Annotated in this window: 20 protein-coding genes; 14 read left to right on the forward strand and 6 right to left on the reverse strand. The window is 54.7% G+C overall.

All coding sequences use genetic code 11. The features are described from left to right. Position 1: 1 nt before the first annotated feature. From ABLV12_RS05290 to leuA, 6 genes are all read right to left on the reverse strand, one after another. Entirely contained in the window at positions 2-865 is an 864-nt protein-coding gene (locus tag ABLV12_RS05290) for a shikimate dehydrogenase (RefSeq protein WP_004108154.1), read from the reverse strand. A gap of 10 nt (positions 866-875) precedes the next feature. Beyond that, positions 876-2,909: an FAD-dependent oxidoreductase gene (locus ABLV12_RS05295; protein WP_004108151.1), complete on the reverse strand. Its 2,034-nt coding sequence runs from the start codon at positions 2,907-2,909 to the stop codon at positions 876-878. A gap of 405 nt (positions 2,910-3,314) precedes the next feature. Continuing rightward, the gene (gene leuD, locus ABLV12_RS05300; protein ID WP_049094813.1) at positions 3,315-3,920 is read right to left on the reverse strand and encodes a 3-isopropylmalate dehydratase small subunit; all 606 of its coding nucleotides are present in this window, start codon (positions 3,918-3,920) and stop codon (positions 3,315-3,317) included. A gap of 10 nt (positions 3,921-3,930) precedes the next feature. Further along, positions 3,931-5,331, reverse strand: coding sequence for a 3-isopropylmalate dehydratase large subunit (gene leuC, locus ABLV12_RS05305; protein WP_004108147.1), 1,401 nt, complete (start codon positions 5,329-5,331; stop codon positions 3,931-3,933). 2 nt (positions 5,332-5,333) lie between these two features. Further along, on the reverse strand, positions 5,334-6,425 hold the full coding sequence (gene leuB, locus ABLV12_RS05310) for a 3-isopropylmalate dehydrogenase (protein ID WP_004108145.1): 1,092 nt from the start codon (positions 6,423-6,425) through the stop codon (positions 5,334-5,336). Further along, a complete protein-coding gene (gene leuA / locus ABLV12_RS05315) occupies positions 6,425-7,996 on the reverse strand; it encodes a 2-isopropylmalate synthase (RefSeq protein ID WP_004108142.1) in 1,572 nt (523 codons plus the stop codon). Before leuA ends, leuB begins: the two co-directional genes overlap by 1 nt. A 786-nt stretch (positions 7,997-8,782) precedes the next feature. Between leuA and leuO the strand changes: the two genes are divergently transcribed. The 14 genes from leuO to murG all read left to right on the forward strand — a co-directional run bounded on the left by leuO (position 8,783) and on the right by murG (position 25,268). Continuing rightward, the gene (leuO, locus tag ABLV12_RS05320) at positions 8,783-9,751 is read left to right on the forward strand and encodes a transcriptional regulator LeuO (RefSeq protein ID WP_097365569.1); all 969 of its coding nucleotides are present in this window, start codon (positions 8,783-8,785) and stop codon (positions 9,749-9,751) included. Between the two features lie 391 nt (positions 9,752-10,142). After that, positions 10,143-11,867: an acetolactate synthase 3 large subunit gene (gene ilvI, locus ABLV12_RS05325; RefSeq protein WP_004108124.1), complete on the forward strand. Its 1,725-nt coding sequence runs from the start codon at positions 10,143-10,145 to the stop codon at positions 11,865-11,867. Positions 11,868-11,869: 2 nt separating this feature from the next. Next, the gene (gene ilvN, locus ABLV12_RS05330) at positions 11,870-12,361 is read left to right on the forward strand and encodes an acetolactate synthase small subunit (RefSeq protein WP_004098573.1); all 492 of its coding nucleotides are present in this window, start codon (positions 11,870-11,872) and stop codon (positions 12,359-12,361) included. A 179-nt stretch (positions 12,362-12,540) separates the two neighbouring features. Continuing rightward, a complete protein-coding gene (gene cra, locus ABLV12_RS05335) occupies positions 12,541-13,545 on the forward strand; it encodes a catabolite repressor/activator (protein WP_004098577.1) in 1,005 nt (334 codons plus the stop codon). 627 nt (positions 13,546-14,172) lie between these two features. Beyond that, positions 14,173-14,631, forward strand: a complete 459-nt coding sequence (mraZ, locus tag ABLV12_RS05340) for a division/cell wall cluster transcriptional repressor MraZ (RefSeq protein WP_004108122.1) — start codon at positions 14,173-14,175, stop codon at positions 14,629-14,631. A gap of 1 nt (position 14,632) precedes the next feature. Further along, complete coding sequence (gene rsmH / locus ABLV12_RS05345) at positions 14,633-15,574, forward strand: 16S rRNA (cytosine(1402)-N(4))-methyltransferase RsmH (RefSeq protein ID WP_004108121.1); 942 nt, start codon at positions 14,633-14,635, stop codon at positions 15,572-15,574. Continuing rightward, a complete protein-coding gene (gene ftsL / locus ABLV12_RS05350; protein WP_002888550.1) occupies positions 15,571-15,936 on the forward strand; it encodes a cell division protein FtsL in 366 nt (121 codons plus the stop codon). Before rsmH ends, ftsL begins: the two co-directional genes overlap by 4 nt. 15 nt (positions 15,937-15,951) lie before the next feature. Continuing rightward, a complete protein-coding gene (locus tag ABLV12_RS05355; RefSeq protein ID WP_004098582.1) occupies positions 15,952-17,718 on the forward strand; it encodes a peptidoglycan glycosyltransferase FtsI in 1,767 nt (588 codons plus the stop codon). Further along, positions 17,705-19,192, forward strand: coding sequence for a UDP-N-acetylmuramoyl-L-alanyl-D-glutamate--2,6-diaminopimelate ligase (gene murE, locus ABLV12_RS05360; RefSeq protein WP_335269777.1), 1,488 nt, complete (start codon positions 17,705-17,707; stop codon positions 19,190-19,192). Before ABLV12_RS05355 ends, murE begins: the two co-directional genes overlap by 14 nt. After that, entirely contained in the window at positions 19,189-20,547 is a 1,359-nt protein-coding gene (gene murF / locus ABLV12_RS05365; protein ID WP_064398304.1) for a UDP-N-acetylmuramoyl-tripeptide--D-alanyl-D-alanine ligase, read from the forward strand. Before murE ends, murF begins: the two co-directional genes overlap by 4 nt. Further along, positions 20,541-21,623 (forward strand): phospho-N-acetylmuramoyl-pentapeptide-transferase, encoded by a 1,083-nt coding sequence (gene mraY, locus ABLV12_RS05370; protein ID WP_004098585.1) that lies wholly within the window; start codon positions 20,541-20,543, stop codon positions 21,621-21,623. Before murF ends, mraY begins: the two co-directional genes overlap by 7 nt. Before the next feature lie 2 nt (positions 21,624-21,625). Next, on the forward strand, positions 21,626-22,942 hold the full coding sequence (murD, locus tag ABLV12_RS05375; RefSeq protein WP_004108118.1) for a UDP-N-acetylmuramoyl-L-alanine--D-glutamate ligase: 1,317 nt from the start codon (positions 21,626-21,628) through the stop codon (positions 22,940-22,942). Next, the gene (gene ftsW / locus ABLV12_RS05380) at positions 22,942-24,201 is read left to right on the forward strand and encodes a cell division protein FtsW (RefSeq protein WP_064398303.1); all 1,260 of its coding nucleotides are present in this window, start codon (positions 22,942-22,944) and stop codon (positions 24,199-24,201) included. Before murD ends, ftsW begins: the two co-directional genes overlap by 1 nt. Then, positions 24,198-25,268, forward strand: a complete 1,071-nt coding sequence (gene murG, locus ABLV12_RS05385; protein ID WP_016807523.1) for an undecaprenyldiphospho-muramoylpentapeptide beta-N-acetylglucosaminyltransferase — start codon at positions 24,198-24,200, stop codon at positions 25,266-25,268. Before ftsW ends, murG begins: the two co-directional genes overlap by 4 nt. Positions 25,269-25,283 lie beyond the last annotated feature (15 nt).

The raw sequence follows: 25,283 nt of genomic DNA on the forward strand, positions 1-25,283 counted from the left end.
CTTAGAACAGGATATTTTTGACGTGTTCAACCGGCATTTCTTTGCCTGTCCAGATTTCAAAAGCGCGCGCGCCTTGCCAGAGCATCATCCCCAGACCGTTGATGGTGCGGCAGCCTTTTTTCTCAGCCACTTCCAGCAGATAAGTTTTGCGCGGGTTGTAGACCACGTCAGAAACGATCAGGTCCGGGCGCAGGAAGCTGTCGTCAGGCAGCAGCATCTGGCCTTCAAACGGTTTCATCCCCACGCCGGTGGCGTTGGTCAGAATGACGCTGCTGTCGATTTCCGCGCGCAGTTTGTCATGATCGTCCAGATCGAACAGGTGGATCTCGCAGTTGGTGTTATTACGGATTTTGGCAACGGTCTGTTCTGCGTTGGCGAAGAATTTATCTTTGCGGTTGAAGATGGAGATCGCTTTGACGCCATCAAGCGCGGCCTGAACGCAGAGCGCGGTTGCCGCACCGCCAGCGCCCAGAACGGTCATCTTTTTGCCGATGATATCAATGCCTTCTTCTTTGAGCGCGCGCATATATCCGGTGCCATCGGTGATATGGCCGGTCAGGACACCATTGTCGTTCACCACGGTATTCACCGCGCCAACCAGTTCTGCCGCCGGCGAGAGTTTGTCCAGATACTGGCAAATCTCCGTTTTGTTCGGCATGGAGACGTTACAGCCGCGCAGTTTTAATGCACGAAAACCCTGTACGACATCTTTCAGCTCTTCATTACCTACTTCGAACGCCAGATAAACGTAGTCCAGTCCCAGATGGGCAAAGGCTTCGTTATGCATAGTCGGCGACATGCTGTGACGAATCGGGGTCGCAATCAGGCCAATCAGCTCGGTGTGTCCAGTAATACGTTCTGCCATGATAAAGTCCTCAATATGTTAGAAATGGAATTTTTGTCGATTCGCGGTTGCCGAGAGCGCCCATATCTTCAAGGGTGTCCAGCACGTTGCGCCCTTCGCGCACGCCATCAATGATTCGCCGGGCCATCAGGCTGTCGCCGATGTTCATTATTTTTACGTTATTGGCTCTGGCCCATTGTTCAATCTCAGTGAGACCGGCGGTATTGGCGCGCATTCCCAGGCAGACGAAGCCGTAATCAAAAGGAATGTCAAAGGTGCCATCCGCATTTTTAACGGTGAAATGCGTTGGGGTGACGGCAACCAGCTGCGTACGCATGTGCTGTTCCACGTGATGTTCATCGAGCATGGTCAACATGGCATTTTTAGTAATGATGTCCAGGTCGCGTCCCGGCGCGTCCTGCATCTCGATAAGCACGGCGCTGGCGCCGCGCGCGGAGAAGTATTCAATAACATCCAGACCTACGGCGCCTGCGCCGACGACAGCGATGCGTTTACCTGTAGCATCGGCAAACTGGTCCAGATGATGAATCATGTTGGTGATGGAGAAGACGTTTCCGCCTTCGACATCGATGTTCTCGCGCAGTCCTTCAATTGGCGGCAGCAGAGGAACTGAACCGGTTGCGTTGACGATTAAATCCGGGCGAAGAGCGGAAACGGATGCCACGGTGGCGCGCTTGCCGACCTGCAGCATCAGGTTATCGAGCGAGGCGATACGGTTTTTCATAAACTGCGGAAAATCGGCGATACGCTTTTTCTCCGGCAGCAGGGAGATCTCGCTGGCCAGTCCGCCGATGCTGTGCTTCTCTTCCAGCAGCCAGGTATGGCAGCCGACTTCCGCCGCGGTGCAGGCCGCTTCCATTCCCGCCGTACCCGCGCCGATAACCACGACGTTGGTATCGCGGATAACGCGCTGCTGTTTATAGGCATCGCCGTGGATAATATCCGGGTTAATCGAGCAGCGCAGAGGGCGGGAGCGGGCGATGCGGTGATCCGCGCAGCCGATGTTGCAGGAGATGCATTTCCGCATCAAACGTTCGTTACCGCTCTGCACTTTTTGTACCCACTCCGGCTCGGCGATCAGTCCGCGACCAATGGCTATCAGGTCAGCATCGCCGCTGGCGATAATATCTTCAGCGACTTTAGGAGTACGGATATTGCCGGCAATTACCGTTGGCTTGTGGAATTTGTCGCGTACCGCACGGGAGAGATAGCGCTTCCAGCCATCTTCCAGAGACATCTGGTCAATCTGGAAATTCAGGTTGTCGTTTTGCGCGGCGGAGACGTTGATAATATCGACTTTCTCCTGGCACAATTCGAGGATCCGCAAGGAATCTTCGAGCGTATTCCCGCCCTCCAGGAAGTCATCGGCGCTAATACGCAGGCTGACCGGGAAACGCGGACCTACGCAGGCGCGTACCTTATCGACGATTAAGGTTAATATTCTGGCGCGATTCTCTACGCTGCCGCCAAATTCATCGGTACGCTTATTAAACAGCGGTGATAAAAACTGACTAATTAAATAAGAGTGGCCGGCGTGAATTTCCACACAGTCGAAACCAGCGCGGCGAACGCGCTCCGCAGCATCACCAAACTTATCGACGGCATGATATATCTCGTCGTGCGTCATCGGACGGGGAATATTACCGTTCTTTTTGGACGGCGTGCTGGAAGAGGAAAGCGGCATTTCGCCGTTCAGGCGATATGCATAGGCCGATGCGCCAGCGTGGTTTAATTGAATACCGACGCAGGCGCCGTGTTTATGTAAGGTTTCGGTTAATTTGAACAGGCGCGGAATATACTGATCGTTATCGATACGCAGCTGGGTTGTGCCATTAGAAGCGAATGGAAAATCGATACAAATATTCTCGATAGTGATGAGTCCTGTGCCGCCCCGCGCGCGTAGCTCATAGTAGTCAATCTGTTCCTGAGTGACTTCACCGTTCAGGCTCGCCAGGTTGGTCCCCATTGGCGGCATAATGATGCGGTTTTTTATTGTCATCCCGTTAATGGTCAACGGGGAAAAAAGATGGGGGTAGTGGCTCATATGCTCTCTCCACTGGATGCCTGATGGCCGCTATTGGGCGATCCTGGCCGGTCCAAAGTTAATATTTCTCTGTGGGGAAAGATAACGAGGCGTCCAATAGAAAAATAATGCTTTTTTTTGCGTGGAGCTATAGGGGGACTCTATGGGATTAACATTCGATTCACATATTCATGTTTTTATCTTAAATATTTCAATCGAATTTTTACTTGTACTTGTGGAATGACACAAAAAAAGTAGGGGAATGATTGAATAGATGCCCAATTGATAATGATTTATTTTTTTATCGGCAAAATTTTCTATCTATCAAATCAGTCTGGATATTATATATGTGCGCTAGATCTCATTTTCATCGGCAGAAAAAAGCCCGGATGTTCGTCCGGGCTGAGATAGCAATGGCGGTTCGCCTTAATTCATAAAAGCCGGCAGTTTTTTCTCATAGGCCGAGATGGCCTCTTCGTGCTGCAGGGTCAGACCGATGCTGTCCAGTCCGTTAAGCATGCAGTGGCGGCGGAAAGCGTCAATTTTAAAGCTCCATGATTTATCGCCAGCTTTCACGACCTCGGCTTGCAGATCGACTTCAAACTTAATGCCGGGCTGAGACTGGACCAGCTTAAAGAGCTCATCAACCTGTTCTTCGCTCAGCGTGACCGGCAGCAGCTGATTGTTAAAGCTGTTGCCATAGAAGATATCGGCGAAGCTGGGCGCGATGACGACTTTAAAACCGTAATCGGTCAGCGCCCACGGCGCATGCTCGCGGGAGGAGCCGCAGCCGAAGTTTTCTCGCGCCAGCAGGATAGAGGCGCCTTTATACTCCGGAAAGTTCAGCACGAATTCCGGGTTAGGCTGTTCGCCTTTATCGTCCAGGAAGCGCCAGTCGTTAAACAGATGGGCGCCAAAACCGGTACGCGTGACTTTCTGCAGAAACTGTTTTGGAATGATTGCATCAGTATCGACGTTCGCGGCATCCAGCGGAACCACCAGGCCGGTATGTTTGATAAATTTCTCTGCCATGAGGGTTTCCTTATTTCAAGCTACGGATATCGGCGAAATGACCGGTAACGGCCGCCGCGGCTGCCATGGCCGGGCTAACCAGATGGGTGCGCCCGCCGCGGCCCTGACGGCCTTCAAAGTTACGGTTGCTGGTGGAAGCGCAGCGCTCGCCCGGATTCAGGCGGTCGTTGTTCATCGCCAGGCACATAGAGCAGCCGGGTAAACGCCACTCAAAACCGGCTTCAATAAAGATTTTATCCAGACCTTCCGCTTCGGCCTGCGCTTTCACCGGGCCGGAACCAGGAACGACCAGCGCCTGAACGCCCGGCGCCACTTTACGGCCTTTAGCGATCTCGGCGGCCGCGCGTAAGTCTTCGATGCGCGAGTTGGTGCAGGAACCGATAAAGACTTTATCAATCGCTACTTCGGTTAACGGTACGCCAGATTTCAGCCCCATATAGGCCAGCGCTTTTTCCGCGCTTGCGCGCTCTACCGGGTCGTTGAACGATGCCGGATCCGGGATGATGTCGGTGACGGATATCACTTGCCCTGGGTTGGTGCCCCAGGTGACCTGTGGAGCAATATCTTCCGCCTGCAGCGTGACAACGCTGTCAAACGTCGCGCCATCATCGGTAGTCAGGGTCTTCCACCAGGCGACGGCTTCGTCAAAATCCTGGCCCTTCGGCGCGTGCAGACGGCCTTTCACGTAATCGAAGGTGGTTTGGTCAGGCGCCACCAGGCCCGCTTTCGCGCCCATTTCGATCGCCATATTGCACAGAGTCATACGGCCTTCCATGCTTAAATCACGGATGGCTTCGCCGCAAAATTCGACAACATGACCGGTGCCGCCGGCGCTGCCGGTTTTACCGATAATCGCCAGAACGATATCTTTGGCGGTGATGCCCGGGGCTGCTTTACCCTTGACCTCAATCTTCATGGTTTTGGCGCGGCCCTGCTTCAGCGTCTGCGTTGCCAGAACGTGCTCGACTTCGGAGGTGCCGATACCGAATGCCAGCGCGCCGAATGCGCCATGGGTTGCCGTATGGGAGTCGCCGCAGACGATGGTCATGCCCGGCAGGGTCACACCCTGTTCCGGCCCCATCACGTGCACGATGCCCTGGTAAGGGTGATTCAGGTCATACAGTTCAACGCCGAACTCTTTGCAGTTTTTAATCAACTCCTGCATCTGGATACGCGCCATTTCGCCGGACGCATTAATGTCTTTAGTTTGCGTCGATACGTTGTGATCCATCGTGGCGAAGGTTTTACCCGGCTGGCGTACCGGACGTTTATGGGCGCGCAGGCCGTCAAACGCCTGCGGCGAGGTCACCTCGTGAACCAGATGACGGTCAATGTACAGCAGCGGGGTTTCGTTTTGCGCTTCATAAACGACGTGAGCATCAAACAATTTTTCGTATAACGTCTTCGCCATGATTACACCCCTTCAGCGACATAGCGGGCAATGATATCGCCCATTTCATCGGTACTTACCGCCGCCGCACCGCGCGCTAAATCGCCGGTACGTACGCCTTCTTCTAATGCGCGGTTGATCGCGTTCTCAATCGCAGTGGCCGCGTTGTCGGCATCCAGGCTGTAGCGCAGCAGCAGCGCCAGCGAGAGGATCTGCGCGATAGGGTTAGCGATGTTTTTGCCGGCGATATCCGGCGCGGAGCCACCTGCTGGTTCATATAAACCAAAGCCTTGCTCGTTGAGGCTGGCTGACGGCAGCATGCCCATCGAACCGGTAATCATGGCGCATTCGTCAGAAAGGATGTCGCCGAAAAGGTTGGAACACAGCAGAACGTCGAACTGAGACGGATCTTTAATCAGCTGCATGGTGGCGTTGTCGATGTACATATGCGACAGCTCAACGTCAGGATACTGCTTACTGATTTCACTAACGATTTCACGCCATAAAATAGAGGACTGCAGGACGTTAGCCTTATCAATAGAAGTCACTTTGTGACGACGTTTACGGGCGGATTCGAAGGCAATGTGCGCGATACGCTCAATCTCGAAGCGGTGGTATACCTCGGTATCAAATGCTTTTTCATGCTGACCGCTACCTTCGCGACCCTTCGGCTGGCCAAAGTAAATGCCGCCGGTCAGTTCACGCACGCATAAAATGTCGAAGCCGTTGGCGGCGATATCGGCGCGCAGCGGGCAAAACTCTTCCAGCCCCTGATACAGCTTAGCCGGACGCAGGTTGCTGAACAATTTAAAGTGTTTCCGCAGGGGCAGCAGCGCACCGCGCTCCGGCTGCTCAGCGGGCGGCAGATGCTCCCATTTCGGTCCGCCAACGGAGCCGAACAGAATTGCGTCAGCCTGCTCGCAGCCTTCAACGGTAGACTGAGGCAGCGGAGTGCCCTGACGATCGATGGCGATACCGCCAACGTCATGCTGGCTGGTGGTAATGCGCATATCAAAACGGTTGCGAACGGCTTCCAGTACTTTCATTGCCTGGTTCATGACTTCCGGGCCAATACCATCACCTGGTAAAACAGCAATATGGTAATTCTTCGACATTACACGGTTTCCTTATTGTTCTCTTTATTCTGAGCTTTGCGTTGCAATTCTTTTTCGACTTCAGCGGCGCGCCAGATATTGTTCAGGACGTGAACCATCGCTTTCGCGGAGGATTCCACGATGTCCGTCGCCAGGCCAACGCCGTGGAAGCGGCGGCCGTTGTAGTTTGCCACGATGTCCACCTGGCCCAGCGCATCCTTGCCCTGACCCTTGGCGTTCAGGTCATATTTGACCAGCTCAACCTCATAGCCGGTGATGCGGTTAATCGCCTGGTAGATGGCGTCAACCGGTCCGTTGCCGTTGGCGGCCTCAGCTTTGGTTTCTTCGCCGCAGACCAGCTTCACGGAGGCGGTTGCGATGTCGCTGGAACCGGACTGCACGCTGAAGTAATCCAGACGGAAATGCTCCGGTTCTTCCTGCTGTTTGTTAATAAAGGCTAACGCTTCCAGGTCATAGTCAAATACCTGACCCTTTTTATCCGCCAGCTTCAGGAACGCTTCATACAGGTGATCCATGTTGTAGTCGCTGTCCTTATAGCCCATCTCTTCCATACGGTGTTTCACCGCCGCGCGGCCGGAGCGGGAAGTCAGGTTCAGCTGTACCTGGTTCAGACCGATAGATTCTGGCGTCATGATTTCGTAGTTTTCGCGATTCTTCAGCACGCCATCCTGGTGAATACCGGAAGAGTGGGCGAAGGCCCCGGTACCGACGATCGCTTTGTTGGCAGGAATCGGCATATTACAGATCTGGCTGACGGTCTGGCTGGTACGCCAGATTTCCTGGTGATTAATGCGGGTGTGCACATTCATAATGTCTTTGCGCACTTTAATCGCCATAATCACTTCTTCCAGCGAGCAGTTACCCGCGCGCTCGCCGATGCCGTTCATTGCGCCTTCAACCTGGCGAGCGCCGGCATGGACCGCGGCGAGGGCGTTACCCACCGCGATACCCAAATCGTCATGGGTATGGACGGAGATAATGGCTTTATCGATATTGGGAACGTGTTCGTACAGGCCGGTTATGATATTGGCGAATTCGAACGGCATGGTGTAGCCAACGGTATCAGGGATATTGATGGTCGTTGCGCCGGCATTTATCGCGGCTTCGACGACGCGGGCCAGATCCGCAATCGGCGTACGGCCAGCATCTTCACAGGAAAACTCAACGTCGTCAGTGTAGTTGCGGGCGCGCTTAACCATATAGATGGCGCGTTCAATCACTTCATCCAGATTACTGCGCAGCTTGGTCGCGATGTGCATCGGTGAGGTGGCGATAAAGGTATGAATACGGAAGGCTTCCGCGACCTTCAGCGATTCCGCCGCAACGTCGATATCTTTTTCAACGCAGCGGGCCAGCGCGCAAACGCGGCTGTTTTTGATGGTGCGTGCGATGGTTTGCACGGATTCAAAATCGCCCGGGGATGAAACCGGAAAACCGACTTCCATCACGTCAACGCCCATCCGCTCCAGGGCCATAGCAATCTGCAGTTTCTCTTTCACACTCAGGCTGGCTTGTAACGCTTGTTCACCGTCGCGTAAGGTCGTATCGAAAATAATGACTTGCTGGCTCATGGTTTAGATCCTTGGTCTGTGTCCTGGCGCCTTGCTAGCGAGCATAAAAAAACCCGCGCATTGGCGCGGGTTTTATAGTCTTGCTGGAAGATGACTTAACGATGAACGTCGCCCAACAGCCTACCGCGCAAAATGGATGCGTTTAGTAGTAGTAGGCTGAGAAAGCGAATGCTGCGAATCATTGCGTCATGCTCCAGATGAAATCGTTATGCTTTTAGAGTTACTGGATATGGGTTTTGATGTCAACCCCCGGACGTAGAAAACGTCTTTTTACCTAACAGGCGCATTAGCTAATTGTGCTGACGATCGCGCTTTTTGGCCGATTATCCTTTTTTGGACATCACTTCATGTTGAGTTATTTTCACCATTTGATAATTTTTATTTTCAATCGAATCTTCATGGATATCGCTGTCGCGCAGGATGATATCCTGATGAAAATTATAAACTTATTTGTTTTGTGAATGTGTTTGTGAATATGATGGTTCATTATCAATGATAATAAAATGTGAAGTTTAAGGATGGCTTAAGCTGATATTTTAATAATGCTTAAGTTAAAGTTAACCACTGCTGTTATTGTTTATTTTTGATATTTATGGGTACACTTGATTTTATCAAGTAAACAATATGGTTTAAGTGGTCGCGGGTACTTTCAAATGCAGACTTTTCGTCGCCACTCATAACCTTGATATATTCCTAAAATTCATCTTTGCCCTTTTGTAAATGTCATATGCATGATAAATGATATTCTGAGAATTAATTACTGCACTTTGGCAAAGGGAATTTAGCGTGACAGTGGAGTTAAATATGTTAAATGAAGGTACTGAATATAAGTCGACCTCTGAGGTAGAAAACACAAAACCCCAGCTGCGGATGGTCGACCTCAATCTGCTAACCGTATTTGATGCGGTAATGCAGGAGCAAAATATCACCCGTGCGGCGCACTCTTTGGGAATGTCCCAGCCGGCGGTCAGCAATGCGGTCTCGCGCCTGAAAGTGATGTTTAATGATGAGCTGTTTGTTCGTTATGGGCGCGGCATCCAGCCTACGGCGCGGGCTTTCCAGCTATTTGGTTCCGTACGGCAGGCTCTGCAGCTGGTGCAAAACGAATTACCGGGCTCGGGCTTTGAGCCGCTCAGCAGCGAGCGGGTCTTTAATTTATGCGTGTGCAGCCCGCTGGATAACGCTTTAACTTCGGTTATTTTCAACAAAGTTGGCGAGATTGCGCCCAACATTCATTTGGTCTTTAAATCGGCATTGAATCAAAACACGGAACATCAATTACGCTATCAGGAAATTGAATTCGTTATTGGTTATGAAGAGTTTCGTCGTCCTGAGTTTGCCTGCGTACCTTTATTTAAAGATGAAATGGTACTGGTGGCAAGTCGCAAGCATCCGCGTATTTCCGGTCCGCTGATGGAAAATGATATTTATCAGGAGGAGCACGCCGTTGTTGCTCTTGATCGTTACGCATCATTTAGTCAGCCATGGTATGACACTGCGGATAAACAGTCTCGTATTGCCTATCAAGGCAACGCAATGGTTAGCGTATTAAACGTTGTTTCCCAAACCAATATGGTCGCTATCGCGCCGCGCTGGCTGGCCAGCGAGTTCGCCGATAAGCTGGATTTGCAAATATTACCTCTACCGTTGAAGGTCAATAGCCGTACCTGCTATCTCTCCTGGCATGAAGCGGCAGGCCGCGATAAAGGCCATCAGTGGATGGAAGAATTGCTGGTGAGTATCTGCCAGCGCTAAACTGTCGCAATACAAACGGGGGCTTCGGCTCCTGCTTTGTGTGACAAAAATCACTAAATGCAGAATTTTATTCTGTTTGCATTGTTCGGTAACCAACGCGGTCAGATAAAAAATGGATGATTTGCTGCTGTTGGTTATTTTCCCCGAGCATTGACTATCATATTTTCTTATCGCCGAAGTTTTTCACCGTGTTTTACCTGCGAATCTTTCTTTTATTCTTTTAATGCCGGTCAAGCGCCGACGCTCGCCAATTGCCTGCCCGTAAGCGAGCAGTTATGGTAACGGCATGCAGTCTATTCATCTCAATGCGAAGCTATTGCGCTTCGTCTTGTGCGAGCGCGCGGAAATCGGATTCCGCTGTCGTTAAAAACAATAAGCCGGGAGGCAAACCATGGAGATGTTGTCAGGAGCCGAAATGGTCGTCCAGTCGCTGGTCGATCAGGGCGTCAAGCAGGTGTTCGGTTATCCCGGGGGCGCGGTCCTCGATATCTATGATGCGTTACACACCCTTGGCGGAATCGATCACGTTCTGGTCCGTCATGAGCAAGCGGCCGTTCATATGGCGGATGGTCTTGCTCGCGCAACGGGCGAAGTCGGAGTGGTACTGGTGACCTCGGGCCCGGGGGCGACCAACGCCATCACCGGCATTGCGACGGCTTATATGGATTCCATCCCGCTGGTGATTCTTTCCGGCCAGGTCGCGACCTCCTTAATCGGTTACGATGCTTTCCAGGAGTGCGACATGGTTGGCATCTCCCGACCGGTGGTAAAGCACAGCTTTCTGGTTAAGCAAACCGAAGATATTCCCGGCGTACTGAAAAAAGCGTTTTGGCTGGCCGCCAGCGGGCGCCCTGGTCCGGTCGTCGTGGATTTACCGAAAGATATTCTCAACCCGGCTAAAAAACTGCCCTACAGCTGGCCGGATACGGTTAGCATGCGTTCTTATAATCCGACGACGTCCGGTCATAAAGGGCAGATTAAGCGAGCGCTGCAGACGCTGATAGCGGCAAAAAAACCGGTCGTTTATGTAGGGGGCGGGGCGATCAATGCGCAATGTGAACCGCAGCTATACGCGCTGGTTGAGAAACTGAAGTTACCGGTAGCTTCATCGCTGATGGGGCTGGGCGCTTTCCCTGCGTCGCACCAGCAGGCATTAGGGATGCTGGGCATGCATGGGACCTATGAAGCCAATATGACCATGCACAATTCCGACGTGATTTTCGCCGTTGGCGTGCGCTTTGACGATCGTACGACGAATAACCTGGCCCGCTACTGTCCGAACGCTACGGTGCTGCATATTGATATCGATCCGACTTCGATATCCAAAACCGTTCCTGCCGACGTGCCTATTGTGGGTGACGCTCGCCTGGTGCTGGAACAGATGCTGGAGCTGCTCGAACACGAGGAGACACAGCAGCCACTCGATGAAATTCGCGACTGGTGGCAGCAAATTGAACAGTGGCGCGCGCGTCACTGCCTGCAATACGACACGCAAAGCGGCAAGATTAAACCGCAGGCGGTTATTGAAACGATCTGGCGGCTGACTAACGGCGATGCGTACGTAACGTCCGACGTCGGTCAGCATCAGATGTTCGCCGCTCTCTATTATCCTTTCGATAAACCGCGGCGCTGGATCAACTCGGGTGGTCTGGGAACCATGGGGTTCGGCCTTCCTGCTGCGCTTGGCGTGAAGATGGCGCTGCCGGAAGAGACGGTCATTTGCGTCACCGGCGATGGCAGTATCCAGATGAATATCCAGGAGCTCTCCACCGCGCTGCAGTACGAGCTGCCGGTGCTCGTGCTGAACCTGAATAACCGCTACCTCGGGATGGTGAAGCAGTGGCAGGATATGCTCTATTCGGGCCGCCATTCGCAATCCTATATGGAGTCACTGCCTGATTTTGCCCGCGTAGCGGAAGCCTATGGCCATGTGGGCATTCGTATTAGCGACCCGCAGGAACTGGAAGCGAAACTCGCTGAGGCGCTGGCGCAGGTGCGCAACAATCGACTGGTTTTTGTCGATGTGACGGTTGATGGCAGTGAGCATGTATACCCTATGCAGATCCGCGGCGGCGGTATGGACGAGATGTGGCTGAGCAAAACGGAGAGGACCTGATTATGCGCCGGATATTATCAGTATTACTGGAGAATGAATCGGGTGCTTTATCCCGCGTGATCGGCCTCTTTTCCCAGCGTGGTTATAATATTGAAAGTCTGACGGTAGCGCCGACGGACGATCCGACGCTATCCCGCATGACGATTCAAACCGTTGGTGATGAGAAAGCCATTGAGCAGATCGAAAAGCAGCTGCATAAGCTGGTCGACGTTCTGCGCGTTAACGAGCTTGGGCAAGGCGCGCACGTAGAGCGTGAAATTATGCTGGTGAAAGTGCAGGCGAGCGGCTATGGACGCGATGAGGTGAAGCGCAATACGGAAATCTTCCGCGGGCAAATTATCGATGTCACGCCATCTATCTATACTGTTCAACTGGCGGGAACCAGCGACAAGCTGGATGCGTTTTTGGCTTCTCTGCGCGACGTGGCGCGAATTGTTGAAGTCGCCCGCTCGGGCGTGGTTGGTTTATCTCGCGGTGACAAAATCATGCGTTGAACCCTGAAACTGACGTAAAAATAGCCCGACACAGCGTGACGGGCTATTTTTTTGCGAATTCGGTGGGAACTGTGGACTAAAGCGGTTGCTGCGCTTACTTTTCTGCGCTTAGATGTTATAAAAACGAGCTCGTACCTGAAGAATGGTTATGTTCTGTACTTATTACCCAAGGGGCAATTGTGAAACTGGATGAAATCGCCCGGCTGGCCGGCGTCTCGCGAACGACCGCTAGCTATGTGATTAATGGTAAAGCGAAGCAGTATCGCGTTAGCGATAAAACTGTTGAGAAGGTGATGGCGGTCGTTCGTGAGCACAACTATCACCCCAACGCGGTTGCTGCAGGCTTGCGTGCAGGACGTACGCGTTCTATCGGTTTGGTTATCCCGGACCTGGAAAACACCAGCTATACGCGCATCGCTAATTACCTGGAGCGTCAGGCGCGCCAGCGCGGCTATCAGCTATTGATCGCTTGCTCCGAGGATCAGCCGGATAACGAAATGCGCTGTATTGAGCATCTGCTGCAGCGACAGGTCGACGCGATTATCGTTTCCACCTCATTACCGCCTGAACATCCGTTCTATCAGCGCTGGGCTAACGATCCTTTCCCGATTGTCGCCCTCGACCGCGCTCTCGATCGAGAACACTTCACCAGCGTAGTTGGCGCCGATCAGGATGATGCCGAAATGCTTGGTGCGGAGCTGCGTAAGTTTCCCGCTGAAACGGTGCTGTATCTCGGCGCTTTGCCGGAGCTTTCCGTGAGCTTCCTGCGCGAGCAGGGATTCCGTACGGCGTGGAAGGACGATCCCCGAGAGGTACATTTCCTCTATGCAAATAGCTATGAGCGAGAAGCCGCGGCCCAGCTTTTCGAAAAGTGGCTGGAAACTCATCCGATGCCTCAGGCGCTGTTTACAACTTCATTTCCGTTACTGCAGGGGGTGATGGACGTCACGCTGCGCCGGGAAGGGAAGCTGCCTTCTGAACTGGCCATTGCCACTTTTGGCGATAACGAGCTGCTGGATTTCCTCCAGTGCCCCGTTTTGGCCGTGGCTCAGCGCCACCGCGATGTCGCGGAACGCGTGCTGGAGATCGTGCTTGCCAGCCTTGATGAACCGCGGAAGCCCAAACCGGGTTTAAGCCGCATACGGCGCAACCTTTATCGTCGCGGCAGCCTGAACCGTCGCTGAGCGCAATACCAGGATTATTCGTAGAAAATTCGCCAGACGGAGACGCGTCTGGCGATAATCTGGATAAATGACGTAAAAATTGCAGGGTTAAGGATCTTTCAGACAAATCCTTAATCTTCCTGACATCTCTTTTAATTCTATTCTTAGCGCCATTTATTTAGCGGTTTAATTAACCGATAAAAGGATTAGCGTATTTATTTGTATTATTTTGTTACATTCGGCGGATGAGTTGCTGAATTAACACTCATTTCCTCACGCTTATGCTCGCCAAAAGCGCTGTACCCCGCAGTAAGAGAGCCTCCCCAATGAAAACTGGTGCTGTTAACGGTCATCAGAATGGCCTAAAATGCCGCTCGCGTCGCAAACTGACACTTTATATTTTCCCTCAGAAGATATTTTGCTGCTTTTAACTGTTACAAGTTTGTTGGTTGTTTTCTTACCGATATTCATAACGTTAATTTGCCTCGTTTGTTGGTTGATTTTTCCTCAGGGCGAATATCGGCTGTAAATAATGGGTTTTTGAGCTCTGTTGGGATTCGTGCTGGCTTGACAAGCTTTTCCTCCGCTCCGTAAACTCCTTCTTGTGGGAATTTGTGGGGTAAAGTGGCGAAAAGGGGTGAGGCTGGCATGTTCCGTGGGGCAACGTTAGTCAATCTTGACAGTAAAGGCCGTTTGGCCGTGCCGACTCGCTACCGCGACGGGCTGATCGAGGACGCTTCCGGTCAATTGGTGTGCACCATTGACATCCATCACCCATGCCTGCTGCTTTACCCTTTGCCTGAGTGGGAAATCATCGAGCAAAAATTATCGCGTTTATCGAGCATGAACCCCACCGAGCGGCGCGTACAGCGTTTGCTTTTGGGACATGCCAGCGAATGTCAGATGGATAGCGCCGGGAGGCTATTAATAGCCCCGGTGCTGCGGCAACATGCCGGGCTGACAAAAGAAGTGATGCTGGTCGGGCAGTTCAATAAGTTTGAGCTGTGGGATGAAACGACCTGGTATCAACGGGTCAAGGAAGATATCGACGCTGAGCAGTCCGCTTCCGGGGAACTGTCGGAGCGCCTGCAGGATTTGTCTTTGTAAAATGATGGAAAATTATAAACACACTACGGTACTTCTGGATGAAGCCGTTAACGGCCTGAATATTCGTCCTGACGGTATCTACATTGATGGTACCTTCGGCCGCGGCGGTCACTCACGTCTGATCCTCTCCCAACTGGGTGCGGAGGGACGCCTGCTGGCGATCGATCGTGACCCACAGGCTATCGCCGTCGCGAAAACTATCGATGATCCCCGCTTTTCCATCGTTCATGGTCCATTTTCTCAGCTGGCCGACTATGTAGGCGAGCGCAACCTGACCGGCAAGATCGACGGTATTTTGCTCGATCTTGGCGTCTCCTCGCCGCAGCTGGATGACGCTGAACGCGGCTTTTCTTTTATGCGTGATGGCCCGCTGGATATGCGTATGGATCCGACGCGCGGCCAATCTGCCGCTGAATGGCTACAAACCGCCGACGAAGCCGATATCGCCTGGGTCATCAAAACTTTTGGTGAAGAGCGTTTTGGTAAACGTATTGCCCGCGCCATCGTCGAACGTAACCGCATCGAACCGATGACGCGCACCAAAGAGCTGGCGGAGGTCGTTGCGGCGGCAACGCCGGTGAAAGACAAATTCAAACATCCCGCGACCCGTACCTTCCAGGCGGTGCGCATTTGGGTAAACAGTGAACTGGAGGAGATAGAGCAGGCGCTAAAAAGCTCGCTCAGCGTGCTTGCCCCGGGCGGGCGGCTCTCAATTATTAGTTTCCACTCGCTGGAAGACCGTATTGTGAAGCGTTTTATGCGCGAGCAAAGCCGCGGTCCGCAGGTTCCGGCTGGGTTACCGATGACCGAAGAGCAGCTTAAAAAACTGGGCGGCCGTGAGCTAAGAGCATTAGGCAAGTTGATGCCGGGTGAAAAAGAGGTAGCTGAAAATCCTCGTGCCCGTAGTTCAGTTCTGCGTATTGCAGAGAGGACGAACGCATGATCGGCAGAGTGACAGAAGCCCTAAGCAAGGTTAAAGGGTCGATAGGAAGCAACGAGCGCCATGCTTTGCCTGGCGTGATCGGAGACGACCTTCTGCGGTTCGGGAAGCTGCCACTCTGCCTGTTCATTTGCATCATTATTACGGCGATTACGGTGGTGACAACGGCGCACCATACTCGCCTCTTAACGGCGCAGCGCGAACAACTGGTTCTGGAACGCGACGCGCTGGATATTGAATGGCGCAACCTGATCCTCGAAGAAAATGCTCTCGGCGATCACAGTCGGGTTGAGCGGATCGCGACCGAGAAGCTGCAGATGCAGCACGTCGATCCATCACAAGAAAATATCGTTGTACAGAAATAAGGATTATTGCGACGCATGAAAGCAGCGCCGAAAACGCCAAAAGCAAAACGTCAGGAAGAACAGGCCAACTTTATCAGTTGGCGTTTTGCGTTGCTGTGCGGCTGTATTCTGCTGGCGCTGGGCTTCCTGCTGGGCCGCGTGGCCTGGCTACAGGTGATTAGCCCGGACATGCTGGTACGCCAGGGCGATATGCGTTCTCTGCGTGTGCAGGAGGTTTCTACCGCGCGCGGAATGATAACCGATCGTTCCGGCCGTCCGCTGGCGGTGAGCGTACCGGTAAAAGCGATCTGGGCTGACCCGAAAGAGCTGCATGAAGCGGGCGGCGTCACCCTGGACAACCGCTGGAAGGCGCTGGCCGATGCACTGAATATGCCGCTGGATCAGCTGGCATCGCGCATAAATACCAACCCACGGATGCGTTTCATCTACCTGGCGCGTCAGGTGAACCCTGATATGGCCGACTACATCCGTAAATTGAAGCTGCCGGGGATTCACCTGCGGGAAGAGTCCCGCCGCTACTATCCGTCGGGCGAAGTAACCGCTCACCTCATTGGCTTCACTAACGTTGATAGCCAGGGGATTGAGGGCGTTGAGAAGAGCTTCGATAAGTGGCTCACCGGCCAGCCCGGCGAGCGTATCGTACGTAAAGACCGCTATGGCCGGGTAATAGAAGATATTTCGTCCACCGATAGCCAGGCCGCGCATAACCTGGCGCTGAGCATCGATGAACGCCTCCAGGCGCTGGTTTATCGCGAACTGAACAATGCAGTGGCGTTCAACAAGGCGGAGTCAGGCACAGCGGTTCTGGTCGACGTCAACACCGGCGAAGTGCTGGCAATGGCTAACAGTCCTTCGTACAACCCGAATAATTTCGCCGGCACGTCTAAAGATACCATGCGTAACCGCGCCATTACCGACGTGTTTGAGCCGGGTTCAACGGTGAAGCCGATGGTGGTGATGACGGCCCTTCAGCGCGGCATTGTTAACGAAAATACCGTGCTGAATACCATTCCTTACCGAATTAACGGCCACGAAATCAAAGACGTGGCGCGCTACAGCGAATTGACCCTGACCGGGGTGCTACAGAAGTCGAGTAACGTCGGTGTTTCTAAGCTGGCGTTAGCGATGCCGTCCTCAGCGTTAGTAGATACTTACTCACGTTTTGGGCTTGGAAAAGCGACCAATTTGGGGTTGGTCGGAGAACGCAGTGGCTTATACCCTCAAAAACAACGGTGGTCTGACATAGAGAGGGCCACCTTTTCTTTCGGCTATGGGCTAATGGTAACCCCGTTACAGTTAGCGCGAGTCTACGCAACGATCGGCAGCTACGGCATCTATCGCCCGCTGTCGATTACCAAAGTTGATCCACCGGTTCCGGGCGAGCGCGTCTTCCCGGAATCACTCGTTCGTACCGTTGTTCACATGATGGAAAGCGTGGCGTTGCCCGGCGGCGGCGGCGTGAAGGCGGCGATCAAAGGCTATCGCATCGCCATTAAAACCGGTACGGCGAAAAAAGTAGGGCCGGATGGCCGCTACATCAACAAATATATTGCTTACACCGCAGGCGTTGCGCCCGCCAGCCATCCGCGCTTTGCGCTGGTGGTGGTGATCAACGATCCGCAGGCGGGCAAATACTACGGCGGCGCCGTTTCCGCGCCGGTCTTCGGTGCCATCATGGGCGGCGTGCTGCGTACCATGAACATTGAACCGGATGCGCTGGCAACGGCTGAAAAAAGTGAATTAGTGATTAATCAAGGCGAGGGAACAGGTGGCAGATCGTAATTTGCGCGACCTTCTCGCTCCGTGGGTGCCAAATGCGCCGGAGCGAATTCTGCGAGAAATGACGCTGGACAGCCGGGTGGCTGCTTCTGGCGATCTTTTTGTCGCGGTTTTAGGTCATCAGGCGGACGGGCGTCGTTATATCCCGCAGGCGATAGCGCAAGGTGTTGCTGCCATTATTGCTGAGGCCAAAGATGAGGCCCATGACGGCGAGATCCGTGAAATGCATGGGGTGCCGGTTATCTATCTCAGCCAACTCAACGAGCGCTTATCCGCGCTGGCCGGGCGTTTTTATCATCAGCCTTCAGAACAACTGCGCCTGGTGGGCGTCACCGGAACTAACGGTAAGACCACCACGACGCAACTGCTGGCGCAATGGGCGCAGCTGCTTGGCGAAACCAGTGCGGTAATGGGAACCGTAGGCAATGGCCTGCTGGGGAAAGTTATCCCAACGGAAAACACCACCGGTTCGGCTGTTGACGTTCAGCACGTCCTTTCTGGCCTGGCAGGGCAGGGGGCAACGTTCGCCGCGATGGAAGTTTCCTCTCACGGCCTGGTGCAGCACCGCGTCGCCGCGCTGCAGTTTGCCGCGTCGGTCTTCACCAACCTGAGCCGCGATCACCTTGATTACCACGGTGATATGGAGCATTACGAAGCGGCAAAATGGCTGCTCTACTCAACTCACCATTGCGGTCAGGCGATTGTTAATGCGGACGATGAAGTCGGTCGCCGCTGGCTGGCGAAACTGCCGGATGCGGTTGCCGTATCAATGGAAGATCACATTAACCCGAACTGCCATGGCCGCTGGCTCAAAGCCACTGCCGTGAACTATCACGACAGCGGCGCAACCGTTCAGTTTGCTTCCAGCTGGGGTAACGGCGAGATAGAAAGCCGCTTGATGGGCGCCTTTAATGTCAGCAATCTGCTGCTGGCGTTAGCCACCCTGCTGGCGCTGGGTTATCCGCTTGCCGATCTGCTGAAAACCGCCGCGCGCCTGCAGCCGGTATGCGGGCGTATGGAAGTGTTCGCCGCGCCGGGTAAACCGACCGTGGTCGTTGATTATGCCCACACGCCCGATGCGCTGGAAAAGGCGCTGCAGGCGGCGCGTTTGCACTGCAGCGGTAAACTGTGGTGCGTATTCGGCTGCGGTGGGGATCGCGACAAAGGCAAGCGTCCGCTAATGGGCGCTATCGCCGAAGAGTTTGCCGATATTGTGGTTGTCACCGACGACAACCCGCGCACTGAAGAGCCGCGGGCGATTATTAACGATATTCTGGCCGGCATGCTGGACGCGGGCCATGCCAGAGCGGTGGAGGGGCGTGCGGAAGCGGTGACGAATGCAGTGATGCAGGCGAAAGAAAACGACGTCGTTCTGGTGGCGGGCAAAGGCCACGAGGACTATCAAATCGTCGGCAATCGCCGGCTCGATTATTCTGACCGCGTCACCGTGGCGCGTTTGCTGGGGACGGTAGCATGATTCGCTTGACTCTCAGCCAGCTCGCCGACATCACGCGCGGCGAGCTGCACGGCCGCGATGTGGCGATTGATGACGTCACCTCCGATACCCGTAAAGTCACGGCGGGCTGCCTGTTCGTGGCGCTAAAAGGCGAGCGTTTTGATGCTCACGATTTTGCCGAACAGGCGAAAGCTGCCGGCGCGGGCGCGCTGCTGGTCAGTCGTCAGCTTGCCTGCGATTTACCGCAGGTAGTGGTGAAGGATACGCGCCTCGCGTTCGGCGAACTGGCCGCATGGGTGCGTCAGCAGGTTCCGGCGCGCGTAGTCGCGCTGACCGGATCTTCCGGAAAAACCTCGGTCAAAGAGATGACCGCGGCGATTCTGAGCCAGTGCGGGAATACGCTGTATACCGCAGGTAACCTGAACAACGATATCGGCGTGCCGATGACGCTGCTGCGCCTCACCCAGGAACATGACTACGCGGTCATCGAGTTAGGCGCTAATCATCAGGGCGAAATTGCCTGGACCGTTAGTCTGACCCGCCCCGAAGCCGCGTTAGTGAATAACCTGGCCGCTGCCCACCTGGAAGGTTTTGGCTCTCTGGAAGGCGTGGCGAAAGCTAAAGGCGAAATTTACACCGGCCTGCCGCTCAACGGCATCGCGATTATGAACGCCGACAATAATGACTGGCTGAACTGGCAAAGCGTAATTGGCGAGCGTAAAACCTGGCGTTTTTCGCCGAATGCCGCCAACAGCGATTTCACGGCAACCAACGTACACGTGACGTCGCATGGGACTGAATTTACCCTGCAAACCCCATCGGGCAGCGTTGATGTCCTGCTACCGCTCCCGGGGCGCCATAACATCGCTAATGCGCTGGCCGCAGCGGCGCTGTCAATGGCGGTTGGTGCGACGCATGAGGCGATCAAAGTGGGTCTGAAAGATCTGCAAGCAGTACCAGGGCGTTTATTCCCGATCCAACTGACCGACAGCCAGCTCCTGCTGGATGATTCCTATAACGCCAACGTTGGCTCGCTAACCGCCGCGGTACAGGTGCTGTCTGAGATGCCGGGCTATCGGGTACTGGTCGTCGGCGATATGGCTGAACTCGGCGCGGAAAGCCAGGCGTGCCATCGTCAGGTGGGCGAAGCGGCAAAAGCGGCCGGGCTCGATCGCGTACTGAGCGTCGGTACGCTGAGCGCAGAAATCAGCGGCGCCAGCGGAGTTGGCGAACATTTTAGCGAGAAGGCCGCGCTGGTGACTCGCCTGCGCGAGCTTACCGCAGAACATAAAATTATGACCATTTTAGTGAAAGGTTCACGTAGTGCCGCCATGGAAGTGGTAGTACGCGCATTACAGGAGAACGGAACATGTTAGTATGGCTGGCCGAACATTTGGTCAAATATTATTCAGGCTTTAACGTCTTTTCCTACCTGACGTTTCGCGCCATTGTCAGCCTGCTGACCGCGCTGTTCATCTCCCTGTGGATGGGCCCGCGCATGATCGCCCGTCTGCAAAAACTCTCCTTTGGCCAGGTTGTACGTAACGATGGCCCGGAATCTCACTTTAGTAAGCGCGGTACGCCAACCATGGGCGGGATCATGATCCTGACCGCCATTGTTGTCTCCGTTCTGCTGTGGGCTTACCCATCCAACCCCTACGTCTGGTGCGTACTGACGGTTCTCGTCGGCTACGGCATCATCGGCTTTGTCGATGACTATCGCAAAGTGGTGCGAAAAGATACCAAAGGTCTGATTGCTCGCTGGAAGTACTTCTGGATGTCGGTGATTGCGCTGGGCGTTGCCTTTGCGCTGTATATGGCGGGTAAAGATACGCCGGCGACTCAGCTGGTGGTGCCGTTCTTTAAAGACGTGATGCCGCAGCTGGGCCTGTTCTACGTCCTGCTGGCCTATTTTGTTATCGTTGGGACCGGTAATGCGGTCAACCTGACCGACGGCCTCGATGGGCTGGCGATTATGCCAACCGTATTCGTTGCCGCCGGCTTCGCGCTGGTGGCCTGGGCGACCGGTAACATGAACTTCGCCAACTACCTGCATATCCCTTATTTGCGTCACGCTGGTGAACTGGTGATCGTCTGTACCGCGATTGTTGGCGCGGGTCTGGGCTTCCTGTGGTTTAACACCTATCCGGCACAGGTTTTTATGGGCGATGTGGGTTCGCTGGCACTCGGCGGCGCGCTGGGTATTATCGCCGTGCTGCTGCGCCAGGAATTCCTGCTGGTGATTATGGGTGGCGTATTTGTGGTGGAAACGCTCTCGGTGATTCTGCAGGTCGGTTCCTTCAAGCTGCGCGGTCAGCGCATTTTCCGCATGGCGCCGATTCACCATCACTATGAACTGAAAGGCTGGCCGGAACCGCGCGTTATCGTGCGTTTCTGGATTATTTCGCTGATGCTGGTGCTGATTGGCCTGGCGACGCTGAAGGTACGTTAATCATGGCAGATTATCAGGGTAAAAAAGTCGTCATTATTGGGCTGGGTATGACCGGCCTGTCATGCGTGGACTTTTTCATGGCTCGCGGCGTGACGCCGCGGGTGATGGATACCCGCGTTGCGCCGGCGGGGCTGGATAAACTGCCGGAAGCTGTTGAGCGCTATGTTGGCGGTCTTAATGAAGACTGGCTGTTGACGGCAGACCTGATTGTCGCCAGTCCGGGTATCGCTCTGGCGCATCCTTCCCTGAGCGCCGCGGCGGATGCAGGGGTGGAAATTGTCGGTGATATCGAACTGTTTTGCCGCGAGGCGCAGGCGCCTGTCGTTGCGATCACCGGCTCTAACGGTAAAAGCACCGTGACTTCCCTCGTGGGAGAAATGGCGAAAGCAGCGGGTATGAACGTTGGCGTTGGGGGCAATATTGGCCTGCCGGCGCTGATGCTGCTGGATCCTGAACGCGAACTCTATGTTCTGGAGCTTTCAAGCTTCCAGCTGGAAACTACCTCCAGCCTGCGGGCGGTTGCGGCGACGATCCTGAACGTCACCGAAGATCATATGGACCGCTATCCGCTGGGGCTTCAGCAGTACCGCGCCGCCAAACTGCGAATTTACGAGAATGCGCGGGCCTGTATCGTCAATGCCGACGATGCGTTAACCATGCCGGTACGCGGCGCGGACGAGCGCTGCATCAGCTTCGGCGTTGACGTTGGCGACTATCACCTGAACCGCCAGCAGGGCGAAACCTGGCTGCGCGTCAAAGGCGAAAAAGTGCTTAACGTCAAAGAGATGAAGATTAGCGGCCAGCACAACTACAGTAACGCTCTTGCGGCCCTGGCCCTGGCTGACGCCGCGGGTTTGCCGCGCGCCAGCAGCCTGAAAGCGCTAACCACATTCACCGGGCTGGCGCATCGTTTCCAACTGGTGCTGGAGCACAACGGCGTGCGCTGGATCAACGATTCTAAAGCCACCAACGTCGGCAGTACCGAAGCGGCGCTCAATGGGCTGCATCTTGATGGAACGCTCTATCTGCTGCTGGGCGGAGACGGTAAATCCGCTGATTTCACGCCGTTAAGCCGTTACCTGACCGGCGACAACATTCGCCTGTACTGCTTCGGACGCGACGGCGCGCAGCTGGCGGCGCTGCGCCCGGATGTCGCTGTGCAAACGGAAACGATGGAGCAGGCGATGCGCCAGATTGCGCCGCAGGTTGTCCCGGGCGATATGGTGCTGCTGTCTCCCGCGTGCGCCAGCCTCGATCAGTTTAAAAACTTTGAACAACGCGGCGACATCTTTGCTCGCCTCGCGAAGGAGTTAGGTTGATGCGTTTATCACTCCCGCGCCTGAAAATGCCACGGCTAAGACTGCCGCGTCTGCCGGGAATGCTTATTTTCGCATGGCTGTTCGCCGCGCTGAAAGGCTGGGTGATGGGCTCGCGGCAAAAAGATACCGATAGCCTGGTAATGTATGACCGGATGCTGCTGTGGCTGACTTTTGGCCTGGCCGCAATCGGCTTCATCATGGTGACCTCGGCGTCAATGCCGGTAGGCCAGCGTCTGGCGAACGATCCGTTTCTGTTTGCCAAGCGCGATGGCTTATACATTCTGCTGGCGCTAGGGCTGGCGATGGTGACGCTGCGCCTGCCAATGGAGTTCTGGCAGCGCCACAGTACTGCAATGCTGATTGCTTCTATCGTCATGCTGCTGATTGTTCTGGTGGTCGGCAGCTCGGTTAACGGGGCCTCGCGCTGGATTGCGCTGGGGCCGCTGCGTATCCAGCCTGCGGAGTTCACCAAGCTGTCGCTGTTCTGCTATATCGCCAACTACCTTGTGCGTAAAGGCGACGAAGTGCGTAACAACCTGCGCGGCTTCTTAAAGCCGATGGGCGTGATTTTCGTGCTGGCGATTTTACTGCTGGCGCAGCCTGACCTCGGTACCGTTGTGGTGCTGTTTGTCACGACTCTGGCCATGCTGTTCCTTGCGGGGGCCAAGCTGTGGCAGTTTATCGCGATTATCGGGATGGGGCTTTCGGCAGTCGTACTGCTGATTCTGGCTGAACCGTACCGTATTCGCCGCGTGACCTCTTTCTGGAACCCGTGGGAAGATCCATTCGGCAGCGGCTACCAGCTCACCCAGTCGCTGATGGCCTTTGGCCGCGGTGAAATGTGGGGGCAGGGCCTGGGTAACTCAGTCCAGAAGCTCGAATATTTGCCCGAGGCGCACACCGATTTCATCTTCGCCATTATCGGTGAAGAACTCGGTTATATCGGTGTGGTACTCGCACTTTTAATGGTATTCTTCGTCGCTTTTCGCGCCATGTCCATTGGCCGCAAAGCGCTGGAGATTGACCACCGTTTCTCCGGTTTTCTGGCCTGCGCCATTGGGATCTGGTTCAGCTTTCAGGCGCTGGTTAACGTCGGCGCGGCAGCGGGAATGCTGCCAACTAAAGGCCTGACGCTGCCGCTGATCAGCTACGGTGGCTCGAGCCTGCTGATTATGTCGACGGCCATCATGTTGCTGTTACGAATTGATTATGAAACGCGTCTGGAAAAAGCCCAGGCGTTTACACGGGGTGTTCGATGAGCGGTCAGGAAAAGCGGTTAATGGTGATGGCGGGCGGTACCGGAGGACACGTGTTCCCGGGGCTGGCGGTTGCGCACCATTTAATGGACCAGGGCTGGCAGGTTCGCTGGCTGGGTACCGCGGATCGTATGGAAGCGGATTTAGTGCCGAAGAACGGCATTGAAATTGACTTCATTCAGATTTCCGGCCTGCGCGGCAAAGGCCTGAAGGCGCAGCTGCTGGCGCCGGTTAGGATATTCAACGCCTGGCGCCAGGCGCGGGCGATTATGCAGCGTTTTCAACCGGACGTGGTGCTGGGAATGGGCGGCTATGTGTCCGGCCCCGGCGGACTGGCGGCATGGTCGCTGGGGATCCCGGTGGTCCTGCATGAACAGAACGGAATTGCCGGTCTGACGAATAAGTGGCTGGCGAAAATTGCCAAAAAAGTGATGCAGGCATTCCCCGGCGCTTTCCCGCATGCCGATGTTGTGGGCAACCCGGTTCGCACCGATGTGCTGGCGCTCCCGCTGCCGGAACAGCGCTTAGTCGGGCGTCAGGGGCCAATTCGCGTATTGGTCGTCGGCGGTTCGCAGGGCGCTCGCGTGCTCAATCAGACGATGCCGCAGGTGGCGGCGAAGCTGGGCTCTACTGTCACCATCTGGCACCAGAGCGGTAAAGGTGGGCAGGGAACCGTACAGCGGGCCTATTCCGATGCCGGGCAGCCGCAGCACAAAGTGACCGAATTTATTGACGACATGGCGGCGGCTTACGCCTGGGCCGATGTTGTCGTGTGTCGTTCCGGGGCGCTGACGGTGAGCGAAATTGCCGCCGCGGGTTTACCGGCGCTGTTTGTGCCTTTCCAGCACAAAGATCGTCAGCAGTACTGGAATGCCCTGCCGTTAGAGAAGGCAGGTGCAGCGAAGATCCTCGAGCAGCCGCAGTTTACCGTGGATGCCGTCGCGCAAACCCTGGCGGGCTGGGATCGCGAAACGCTGCTGGATATGGCGGAGCGAGCGCGTAGAGCCTCGATTCCGGATGCTACCGAACGGGTAGCGGAAGAAGTGAGCGCCGCAGCACTGGCGCGCTAATCGCGGTGATGATCA

This window comes from Klebsiella sp. CN_Kp100, assembly GCF_040065315.1.
GTDB lineage: Bacteria > Pseudomonadota > Gammaproteobacteria > Enterobacterales > Enterobacteriaceae > Klebsiella > Klebsiella oxytoca.